The organism is Aeromonas oralensis (assembly GCF_049665575.1).
Lineage (GTDB): Bacteria > Pseudomonadota > Gammaproteobacteria > Enterobacterales > Aeromonadaceae > Aeromonas > Aeromonas hydrophila.
Genome location: NZ_CP187186.1, coordinates 4,306,501 through 4,312,500, shown reverse-complemented (window position 1 = coordinate 4,312,500; position 6,000 = coordinate 4,306,501). Strand labels below are relative to the sequence as shown.

The window sequence follows — 6,000 nt, the reverse complement described above, 5'->3', positions numbered from 1 at the left end:
TGGTGTAACCATGGCCATGCTGTCTCCACCCGAGACTCAGTGAAATCGAATTCGCCGTGAAGATGCGGTGTACCCGCGGCTAGACGGAAAGACCCCGTGAACCTTTACTACAGCTTGGCACTGAACATTGAACCTACATGTGTAGGATAGGTGGGAGGCTTTGAAGGCGTGACGCCAGTTGCGCTGGAGCCGTCCTTGAAATACCACCCTTGTATGTTTGATGTTCTAACGCAGGCCCGTGAATCCGGGTCGCGGACAGTGCCTGGTGGGTAGTTTGACTGGGGCGGTCTCCTCCCAAAGAGTAACGGAGGAGCACGAAGGTTGGCTAATCCTGGTCGGACATCAGGAGGTTAGTGCAATGGCATAAGCCAGCTTAACTGCGAGACGGACAGGTCGAGCAGGTACGAAAGTAGGTCATAGTGATCCGGTGGTTCTGAATGGAAGGGCCATCGCTCAACGGATAAAAGGTACTCCGGGGATAACAGGCTGATACCGCCCAAGAGTTCATATCGACGGCGGTGTTTGGCACCTCGATGTCGGCTCATCACATCCTGGGGCTGAAGTCGGTCCCAAGGGTATGGCTGTTCGCCATTTAAAGTGGTACGCGAGCTGGGTTCAGAACGTCGTGAGACAGTTCGGTCCCTATCTGCCGTGGGCGTTGGATGATTGAAGGGAGTTGCTCCTAGTACGAGAGGACCGGAGTGAACGAACCTCTGGTGTTCGGGTTGTCACGCCAGTGGCACTGCCCGGTAGCTAAGTTCGGAATCGATAACCGCTGAAAGCATCTAAGCGGGAAGCGAGCCCTGAGATGAGTCATCCCTGACCCCTTGAGGGTCCTAAAGGGCCGTTGGAGACCACAACGTTGATAGGTGGGGTGTGTAAGCGCGGTGACGTGTTGAGCTAACCCATACTAATTACCCGTGAGGCTTAACCATACAACACCCAAGAAGTGTTTCGAGCCTTGTGACAAATACGAAACTACTTATGTCAGCTTTCTCAGATTGAAGAATTTGCCTGGCGGCCATAGCGCCGTGGAACCACCTGATCCCATGCCGAACTCAGAAGTGAAACGCGGTAGCGCCGATGGTAGTGTGGCATTCGCCATGCGAGAGTAGGACACTGCCAGGCACCCAATCAAACAGTTATGCACACATTGCATAATTGGCCGAGAGGATGACACCTCAATGAAGCGGCAGACAATTTAGCAAAAAGCTAACCAGACAGCGGAGCGGTAGTTCAGTCGGTTAGAATACCGGCCTGTCACGCCGGGGGTCGCGGGTTCGAGTCCCGTCCGCTCCGCCACTACTTAAGAAGCCCAGTCTAACGACTGGGCTTTTTTTCGTTTCCGGCACCGCACTCATTGCCCCGAATACTCTCTTTTCTCCTCACGGGACTCAGTAAAACACGCAAAGCCAGACGGTGGTCATGTCGGGGTGGGTCCATTCCACCCGGTGTTTCTGGCGGGCGGGAATGTTGATGTGGTCGCCCGGGCCCAGCTGTACCAGCTGCTGTTGCTGGGTTTGTGGGTCGATGAACAGCAGGCTGGCTTCCCCCTGTACCACCAGGATCCACTCATGCTCGTCCTGATCGTACCATTCACCCGGGGCGGTTTGATGACCGTGGGAGAGGATGCGTTCGATCCGCAGGTGGTTGGTGCTGACTAGATCCTGAAAGAGTTCGGTAGGCAGTGGCGAGGGAATATCGTTCAGCAGATTGCGCGTGTGCATGGGTATCTCCCGTCTGACAGTGCGAGTGGTTCTCTGCAGTATAGGAGCGAGCCTGGTGGGTAAAGGTGAGAGCCGTGACAGGCAGGCAAGCAAATTCGTGTCCGAACGAGAACGATTACGGCCATTTTGATGAAAAAGTCAGGGAATTCGCTGCAATTTCGACAAATTCTTGCTATTTTGCGCGCCACGAAAGCAAACGATTTCCTTCACACTTTCAGGACAAGTTATGGCAAAGCAAGATATGGCCGCCCAATCAGGGAACGGCGGCTTTTTGGACTCTTATTTTTCCATTTCTGCGCGCGGCAGCAGCGTGCGCCAGGAGTTGCTGGCCGGGTTGACCACCTTCCTGGCCATGGTTTACAGCATTATAGTCGTGCCGAACATGCTGGGCGCCGCCGGTTTTGAACAGGGGCCGGTGTTTGTGGCCACCTGCTTGATCGCCGCCTTCGGCTCTCTGCTGATGGGTCTGTGGGCCAAGCTGCCGATGGCCATCGGTTGTGCCATCTCTCTCACCGCCTTTACCGCCTTCAGCCTGGTGCTGGGGCAGGGGCTGAGCATTCCGGTGGCGCTGGGCGCCATCTTCCTGATGGGGGTGCTGTTCACCCTGATCAGCGTCACCGGCGTGCGCCAGTGGATCCTGGACAACCTGCCCTCCGGCATCGCCCACGGCACCGGCATCGGCATCGGTCTGTTCCTGCTGCTGATCGCCACCAACGGCGTCGGCATGGTGATCAAGAACGAAGGTGCCGGTCTGCCGGTTCAGCTGGGTGAAGTGACCGCCTTCCCGGTCATCATGACGGTGCTGGGTCTGGCCGCCATCTTCGGTCTGGAGCGCCGCAAGGTACCGGGCGGCATCCTGATGGTGATCATCGCCATCTCCATCCTCGGCCTTATCTTCGACCCGAAAGTAACCTGGCAGGGCTTCTTCGCCATGCCAAGCCTGACTGGCGAGAAGGGCTCTCTGGTTGGCAGCATGGATCTGCTGGGCGCCCTCAATCCGGTGGTGATCCCGACTGTACTGGCACTGGTGATGACCGCGGTGTTTGACGCTACCGGCACCATCCGTGCCGTGGCCGGTCAGGCGGGCCTCATCAACGAACGTGGCCACATCATCAGCGGCGGCAAGGCCCTGACTGCCGACTCCGTCAGCAGCATGGTGGCGGGCGCCGTCGGTGGTGCACCGGCTGCCGTCTACATCGAGTCCGCCGCCGGCACCGCCGCCGGTGGCAAGACCGGTCTGACCGCCGCCCTGGTCGGCGTGCTGTTCCTGCTGATGATCTTCCTCTCCCCGCTGAGCTATCTGGTACCGGCCTACGCCACCGCGCCTGCGCTGATGTACGTCGGTCTGCTGATGCTGGGCAACGTCACCAAACTGGATTTCAACGACTCGGTCGATGCGCTCTCCGGCATGCTGTGCGCCGTCTTTATCGTGCTCACCTGCAACATAGTTACCGGCATCATGCTGGGCTTCGTGGCGCTGGTCGTCGGTCGCCTGTTTGCCGCCGAGTGGAAGAAGCTCAATATCGGTACCGTGATCATCGCCGTGGCGCTGGTGATCTTCTATGCCGGTGGTTGGGCCATCTAAGGCTCCCGGTTGACGTGAAGGGCTCCTGCGGGGGCCCTTTTTGTTGGCTGTGAGACGGCTAACAGTTTTCCTCATATTGGCTCCGCACTGTTTCAGATTGAAACGCCGACGTACCTTCTGCTGTTTCAGATCCGAACCAAACTCCCGGTTATTTTTATCCTGTTTTCTGTCGTTAGACTGGCTCCATCAACCATCTGCCTACCCGTGTGGTGGTAAGCCAAGGAGTGAGCCATGAAGAAACTGATCAATGCCGTCGATGCCGTGGTCCGTGAACAACTGATGGGGATGGCGGCCGCCCACCCCGAGCTCAAGGTCCGTATCGAGCCACACTACATCACCCGTGCCGACTCCCCCGTGATGGGCAAGGTGGCGCTGGTCTCCGGCGGTGGCAGCGGCCACGAGCCGATGCACGGCGGTCTGGTGGGCAAGGGGATGCTGGATGGTGCCTGCCCCGGCGAGATCTTTACCTCCCCGACCCCGGATCAGATGTATGAGTGCGGCCAGGCGGTCGACGGCGGTGCCGGCGTGCTGTTTCTGGTGAAGAACTACACCGGGGATGTGCTCAACTTCGAGACCGCGGTCGAGCTGCTGCACGGTGACGGGGTCAAGGTGGGTTTTGCCCTGATCGATGACGATGTGGCGGTCAAAGACAGCCTCTATACCGCCGGCCCGTCGTGGGGTTGCCACGACCGTGCTGTGCGAGAAGTTGGTCGGTGCCGCCGCCGAAGCGGGCTACGACCTTGCCCGCTGCGAGGCGCTGGCCCGTCGCATCAACAACCAGAGCCGCACCATAGGCGTGGCCATGCATGCCTGCACCGTGCCGGCCGCTGGCAAGCCCTCCTTCACTCTGGCGGACAACGAGCTGGAGTTCGGCGTCGGTATCCACGGCGAACCGGGCATCGAGCGTCGCCCCTTCACCGACCTCAATACCCTGGTGGACGACATGTTCAGCGAGCTTGCTGACAACACCCCCTATGGCCGCACCCTGCGCCACTGGGATCGCACCAGCGGCAGCTGGCAGGAAGAGCACACCTTTATCGAACCGCTGAATGCGGGCGATCGGGTTATCGCGCTGGTCAACAGCCTCGGCGGCACCCCCATCTCCGAGCTCTATGGCGTCTATGGCCGTCTCGCTACCCTGTGCGAGGAGGCGGGCATCCATCTGGTGCGCAACCTGATTGGCCCCTACTGCACCTCCCTCGACATGACCGGCATCTCCATCACCCTGCTCAAGGTGGATGATGAGTTGATGACCCTGTGGGATGCCCCCGTTCACACCCCCGCCCTGCGTCGCGGCTGCTAAGGAGTGCCGATAGCCATGCTAAGCAAACACCAAATCGTCAACTGGCTGCTCGACTGTGAACACATCTTTACCGAGCAGCGTGACTACCTCACCGCGCTGGATACCGACATCGGCGACGGAGACCACGGCCTCAACATGCAGCGCGGCTTCGCCAAGGTGGCCGAGAAACTGCCCGCGGTGGCGGACAAGGATATCGGTCAAGTGCTGAAAACCACCGGCATGACATTGCTCTCCTCGGTCGGCGGTGCCAGCGGCCCGCTCTACGGCACCTTCTTTATCCGGGCCGCGGCCAGCAGCGATGCCTGCCAGAGCCTCAGCCTCAGCCAGCTGTGCAAAATGCTGAGCGACGGGGTGGAGGGGATGGTCTCCCGTGGCCGCGCCGAGCCGGGCGACAAGACCATGTGCGACGCCTGGTGGCCGGCACTGGCTGCCCTGCAACAGGCGCAGCAGCAAGAGTTGCCCCTCAACGAAGCGCTGGACAAGGCGGTGGCAGCCGCCGCAGCCGGTACCGAGGCGACCATCCAGATGCAGGCCCGCAAGGGGCGCGCCAGCTATCTTGGCGAGCGCAGCATCGGCCATCAGGATGCCGGGGCCACCTCGACCCTGCTGCTGCTGACCGCCCTGCGTGACAGAGCGAGGTTGTGACATGATCGGAATCGTAGTTGTCTCTCACAGCGCCCAGCTGGCGGCCGGATTGAAAGCGCTGGCCGACCAGCTCGGCAGCCCGGCCAGATTGCTGCTGGCGGCCGGGGTCGATGACCCCGACCACCCCATCGGCACCGATGCCATCGCAGTGATGAGTGCGATTGAAGAAGCGGACGACGGCAGCGGCGTGCTGGTGCTGATGGACTTGGGCAGCGCCCTCTTGAGCGCCGAAACCGCCCTCGAACTGCTGCCACCGGAGCTGAGCGCGAGGGTGCGGCTCTGCCCCGCCCCGCTGGTCGAAGGTGCTCTGGCCGCCGTGGTAGCGGCCGGTTCAGGCCTGACGCTGGACGAGGTGGCCGCCGAGGCGCTCGGCGCCCTTGGCCCGAAACAGGCGATGCTGCCTGCCAGCGCGGCGCAGGCCGCCACCGAGACAGCCCACGTTGTCGACGACGGCTGGCTGCGCTGCAAGGTGGTGGTGGATAACCCCCACGGCCTGCATGTGCGCCCCGCCGCCCGACTGGTGGCCGCCCTCAAGCCCTTTGCCGCCGAACTCAAGCTGAAAAAGGGGGATAAAGAGGCCAACCCCCGCAGCCTGACCCGGCTCGCCATGCTCAACGTGCGTCAGGGCGACCAGCTCACCCTGCTGGCGCGCGGCGAGGATGCCAACGCCGCCCTGGCCTGCTTCCAGCAGCTGGCAGCCGAGCGCTTCGGCGACTGACGCCACTGTTTCAAGGGGCTGC

General features: G+C 61.1%; 4 protein-coding genes, 1 tRNA gene, 2 rRNA genes and 1 pseudogene (1 of these 8 only partly in view). 7 read left to right on the top strand and 1 reads right to left on the bottom strand.

The features are described from left to right. The 3 genes from ACPDZI_RS20240 to ACPDZI_RS20230 form a co-directional block, all read left to right on the top strand. A 23S ribosomal RNA gene (locus tag ACPDZI_RS20240) occupies window positions 1-935 on the top strand (it extends 1,954 nt beyond the left edge of the window). Between the two features lie 78 nt (window positions 936-1,013). Next, window positions 1,014-1,128: ribosomal RNA gene (gene rrf, locus ACPDZI_RS20235) — 5S ribosomal RNA — on the top strand. Between the two features lie 97 nt (window positions 1,129-1,225). After that, a tRNA-Asp gene (locus tag ACPDZI_RS20230) sits at window positions 1,226-1,302 on the top strand. A 92-nt stretch (window positions 1,303-1,394) separates the two neighbouring features. Here ACPDZI_RS20230 and ACPDZI_RS20225 read toward each other — a convergent pair. Further along, window positions 1,395-1,727 carry a cupin domain-containing protein gene (locus ACPDZI_RS20225; RefSeq protein WP_005306245.1) on the bottom strand — a complete coding sequence of 111 codons (333 nt, stop codon included), beginning with the start codon at window positions 1,725-1,727 and terminating at the stop codon, window positions 1,395-1,397. A 226-nt stretch (window positions 1,728-1,953) separates the two neighbouring features. On the opposite strand from ACPDZI_RS20225, the gene ACPDZI_RS20220 reads away from it, so the two are divergent. The 4 genes and pseudogenes from ACPDZI_RS20220 (at window position 1,954) to dhaM (ending at window position 5,978) form a co-directional block, all read left to right on the top strand. Next, window positions 1,954-3,312 carry an NCS2 family permease gene (locus ACPDZI_RS20220; RefSeq protein WP_175610390.1) on the top strand — a complete coding sequence of 453 codons (1,359 nt, stop codon included), beginning with the start codon at window positions 1,954-1,956 and terminating at the stop codon, window positions 3,310-3,312. A 231-nt stretch (window positions 3,313-3,543) separates the two neighbouring features. Next, window positions 3,544-4,615, top strand: a pseudogene (dhaK, locus tag ACPDZI_RS20215) (dihydroxyacetone kinase subunit DhaK). 15 nt (window positions 4,616-4,630) lie between these two features. Next, window positions 4,631-5,260 carry a dihydroxyacetone kinase subunit DhaL gene (gene dhaL / locus ACPDZI_RS20210; RefSeq protein ID WP_438833691.1) on the top strand — a complete coding sequence of 210 codons (630 nt, stop codon included), beginning with the start codon at window positions 4,631-4,633 and terminating at the stop codon, window positions 5,258-5,260. 1 nt (window position 5,261) lies between these two features. Continuing rightward, on the top strand, window positions 5,262-5,978 hold the full coding sequence (gene dhaM, locus ACPDZI_RS20205) for a dihydroxyacetone kinase phosphoryl donor subunit DhaM (protein ID WP_438833690.1): 717 nt from the start codon (window positions 5,262-5,264) through the stop codon (window positions 5,976-5,978). The last annotated feature ends 22 nt before the right edge of the window (window positions 5,979-6,000 follow it).

Excerpts from the sequence above, each read along its gene's own strand:
- dhaL (WP_438833691.1), top strand. The coding sequence starts at position 4,631 with ATGCTAAGCAAACACCAAATCGTCAACTGGCTGCTCGACTGTGAACAC.
- dhaM (WP_438833690.1), top strand. The coding sequence starts at position 5,262 with ATGATCGGAATCGTAGTTGTCTCTCACAGCGCCCAGCTGGCGGCCGGA.
- ACPDZI_RS20225 (WP_005306245.1), bottom strand. The coding sequence starts at position 1,727 with ATGCACACGCGCAATCTGCTGAACGATATTCCCTCGCCACTGCCTACC.
- ACPDZI_RS20220 (WP_175610390.1), top strand. The coding sequence starts at position 1,954 with ATGGCAAAGCAAGATATGGCCGCCCAATCAGGGAACGGCGGCTTTTTG.